At 57.7% G+C, this 4,048-nt stretch carries 2 protein-coding genes and 1 pseudogene; 1 reads left to right on the top strand and 2 read right to left on the bottom strand.

Translation table 11 applies throughout. The features are described 5' to 3' along the window. Positions 1-155: pseudogene (locus tag A3A5_RS43325) on the top strand (IS5/IS1182 family transposase); the annotation flags it as partial. 28 nt (positions 156-183) lie between these two features. On the opposite strand, the gene A3A5_RS0113640 reads toward A3A5_RS43325, so the two are convergent. After that, positions 184-423: a hypothetical protein gene (locus tag A3A5_RS0113640; RefSeq protein WP_018311126.1), complete on the bottom strand. Its 240-nt coding sequence runs from the start codon at positions 421-423 to the stop codon at positions 184-186. 409 nt (positions 424-832) lie between these two features. After that, complete coding sequence (locus A3A5_RS0113645) at positions 833-2,593, bottom strand: phospholipase D-like domain-containing protein (protein WP_018311127.1); 1,761 nt, start codon at positions 2,591-2,593, stop codon at positions 833-835. Positions 2,594-4,048: the final 1,455 nt, after the last annotated feature.

The raw sequence follows: 4,048 nt of genomic DNA on the forward strand, positions 1-4,048 counted from the left end.
TGGCCGAGACCCTGATGTACCGCCTCAAGACGCTGACAGGACACAGTCTGTTGGCACGAGAAATCGGGTCGCAGGCCGCCGAAGTGGCCATCCGTGCGGGTGTGCTCAACCGCATGGTCGCGCTCGCTCGCCCGCAATCCGTCCGTATCGCCTGAGTTCAGCATCACCGAGGAGCCCCTGTTTTCAATCTCGATTTATGCAACAACGCCTCGCAATCTCCTCGCCGTACTTTGCGCGCAGCCCTCTCTCCCGCTGCTCCTTCTGAAGCTTCTCTTTTGCAGTGGAGTCTACGAAGATATAAATAGCCGCGAGGACGGATATGATGATGAAGCCGAGGAACACCGGCCAGTATTTTTGAATTTGCTCTACCAGCGAAGCTCCTCCGAGGACTAGGGCAACTATCCAAAATCCGCCTCTCGCCATGGCTCCTCCTCTAAGTTCTCTGCTCAGCTTATGTGATTTTAGTCGTATCCCGAATCAACAAATGTTTGGAAGAGCACGGTGGGAACACATCAGTAACGTAGCGTGCCATTTTTTAGGCAAGACAACTATAGAAATGCTCCTAGGATTAAGGAAGGCGAAAGGAAATGACGGACGCCGCGCTTAGACGGGAACCCAAGTCGTGATCGAATTTCATCTCAGCGCAATTGAACAGGGCCATCTGGGCATTCGCCCGAGGCCAGCGGTGCCCACCCAAGAGTGGTCGTACTCTGCACCCATTGAACAAAACGCCCGTACCCTGAAGTTTTGCGGGTAGCTGAGAGGTTATGTTGAATGGGGGAGGGTGGACGCCTGTGGGCGCAGCCTGCACCGCAGCCAATCAGCCTGATCATCAACGCACCCAGAAATCGAGCTCCCTCTTCGTGGCGCTGTTGAGTTGCGCCTTCTGCCAGTCACCGGTCTCAAGCAGGAAGCCGCCAGGTTGCATACCTTTCTTCTGCAAGTCGCTCACATAGGCCAGCCAGCGGTAGTGGTGATACACCGACAGAATGTGCGTAGCATAGTGCAACGCCAGCTCTTGATTTCCGCGCACGATAATGAAGTTGTCGTCGTTGTTCTCGCTTGCCGAGCCTGAGAAGTTGTGGCTCCCGGTCACGACGACCGGGTTGGTAAATGGATCGACGACGATCAGCTTCGAATGCACGATCGCGTAGCCGACAACTCCGCCTTGCCGCGTGAGAAACTCCTTGCGAGTGACTGTCGCCGCCCAGTTGGCAAGCTTATTCATGCCTTCCGGCCGCACGATGTCGAGCGTGGCGCTGGCCTTCTTGTCCAGGGTGAACGTCTCGACGGTAACCTCGCTCTCGTCGGTACTATCCCCATCGCTGGGCGGAGTGCTGACCACGCCCTTGATGTAGAGCGACTTCCTTGCTGACTGCAGCTCGCGGATCGTGGCCAGCGTGGCCGTGCCGCCGGGTTGGAACATCAAGAACATTACGGCTTCCTTCGCCGAATTGACCACGTCGTTCAACGCGGCGAGATCGACCTTGTTGTGCGTGCGCGAAAACCAGATCTCACCGGAAGAGGAGTGCTTTCCGGCCTCGAACGCGGCGGGCTGATCGTTCGCTTCGACTAGCGCCGGCGGGAACGCGCTTTCGGCATCCCGGAGGCGCTCCCACTGCGCCAGATATTCGGCAGCCACGCCTGGGTTGTCGATGCGCAAACCGTTGTTGATTTGCGTGCAAAGGCCAGTAGTGGTCCAATTTGTGCTGCCGGTCCAGGCCATCTTCGCGGTGCCTTCGGTATCGGTCAGCACGAGAAACTTGTTATGACCGAGCGCGCCAGGCGACACAAAGCGGTCAAATACCTCTACTCCGCTGTCTTTCAGCAGCTTGCGAGCGCTCTTGTTTTGGTCTCGCTTGCGTGCTTCTTTCGATGTTTCGGCTTTCTTCTTCTTGATCGACCCATTGGAGAGCACTACATGCGCATTCCCCTTGAGCGCCGTTAGACCTGCAATCAACTCGTCGTCCTCGAGCTCGTATAGTGCCGCGTAGAGATGACCTTTCGATTTTTTTGCGCTATCAAGCAGCGCCAGCATCTCGATCCGCAATGTGCCGGAGAGGAAATTCCGGATGGGCAGTTCATGCTGGGTCAGGCTGTCCTTGAACAGGCTTAGTGCTTCCTTGCGTGTCTTCAGGTTGTTCTTGACCCGAAGATCCTCAAGGTAGCGCGACATGAACTGGGAAATGACCAGTCCGCGATTGAAGTACGAGGAGAAGCCGTCCTGCGTGCCGCCCGAAAGCTTGATCCATGCGGTCCAATCGCTCTGCTCGCTGATTAGCTGGCGTAGCTTGCCCTGCGTATGGATCATCGGCGTGACGCGATATCGCACCTCGTCACCCAGGTTCGCCGTAAAGTCTGCCCACCAGAATCGCTGGAATGGCCAGTCCGTCGAGGGACGAACGTCGCCAAGCCTTGGCTTGTCTCGTTCAAATCCCTTCCGGTTATCGAGCGTGCTACGCACTACCTTGCCGTCGGGTGTTCGCGATTCCTTTTCGATCGCAAAACCCCAGCAGTCCGTGATGGGCTTTGCAATGGTCCAGAAGATTACCGCGTCGTCGCAATTGACGATCAGGCGCACATTGGTGGTCATGCGGACTCCTTCCTAGCCTGTTTCGAATCGGTGATAGGACTGATTGTGATGCTCGATAATCGACTTCTGCTCTTTGAACGGAGATTAATTATGGATAATCTAATTGCCTTGGCTCCCCTTCCAAAGAGGGGGGCGTGAGGCGCGCGAAGCTCACCCTGCCACGATTTCATGCAGGCCGGCATAGTTGCTGATGTGCCAGACGATCATTAGATCAGGATTCCTATCGCAATCGGCTCCAGTGATTCAGCAACCTCGCCGTGCGCGGCCAAGGGATGGCGCTACTGGACCACCTTCGGTTCCAGTTACGGGCAGCCCCCCTCCAGCCAGAGCTTGACGGCTTGCCCATCAGCCGGCCGAGTTTCACCGGCCGCAGTCGATTTGGTCTGCATTTGTCAGCGTGATCACGTCATTGGCCGGATCGGTTGGGCGAGACCGACACGCGAGCGACCACGCCCGATTGATGGGCCGCGCCCCGGTTCTGCGGATCGACCGTCCATTTCGCGCGCCAGGGCGGTCTGAGCGCGGGCGGTCGCTGGCATTTTCCCGGGCAGGCCCGTGGTCTATCTTGCCGAGCACCGAGAACCGAGCATTTGCGCTCTTGGAGGGCCTCGCGAGCAAAAGCCGTACCCAATTCTCGGCGTGGCTCGAGCGTCGTTGCGAGTCTTGGAGACCACGCCAAAAAGGGGGCCTCGGCACGCACACAACCTGCTACAAATCCGGACCGCCGTGCTCAATAGCCAGTTCCGATCTTACGTTGAACGATGGTATCCCTCCAACTCCCGAGAAGAAGACCGCCGCCTTGACGCTTAGTCAGCCCCCGGTTTGGCGCGGTCTCCCTCGCCACCGGTGATCCTGATCTGGATCGGCAACACCGCGACATCCACCGGTCTGGACCAGAAGGTGGGGCCCCGCGCCTGCGGTGCCATATCCCGGTGGAACGGTCAGCTAGGCGCCGGCGGCGAGATTGACATTGTCGGTACAGGATGACGAAGCGCACGAGTCCAAACAGACCTGGCGACGGCGTCAAGTCTATGCCAATAGCCTGTGTGACCGTTCTACCATCCGCCACAACGCGTCCAAGTCGATGAGTCATGGATGCCTCCCTTGCCAAATCAAGCTTGAGCGGACTTTCAGGGCCGGTTATCTACAAGGAGCTTGACCTGCTTGGCCGCTAACAGGAAGGCATGACCAGAGCAGAAGGCGTCGAAAATCTCAAAGTCCCAGCATCCGACCTTTCGGCGAACTTGATTTGCACTGCGCCCTGCCAGAGCAAGAGGCGCTTGCCTGTATCCGAGGTGGTTGTCTGTTAAGCATCGATAAGCTTTGCTGAAGCCGAACGGACCGCTACTGGCGCCGGAGCCGGTTCTGTCGCGATAAGGAATTAAGGGCGACCGAGGGTGGCGAGAGCGCCGCGGTCATATGGCCAAGGAATAGAACTGCTCGGCGTCCGACGGA

Origin of the sequence: Cupriavidus sp. UYPR2.512, assembly GCF_000379565.1 — a bacterium.
Classification (GTDB): domain Bacteria; phylum Pseudomonadota; class Gammaproteobacteria; order Burkholderiales; family Burkholderiaceae; genus Cupriavidus.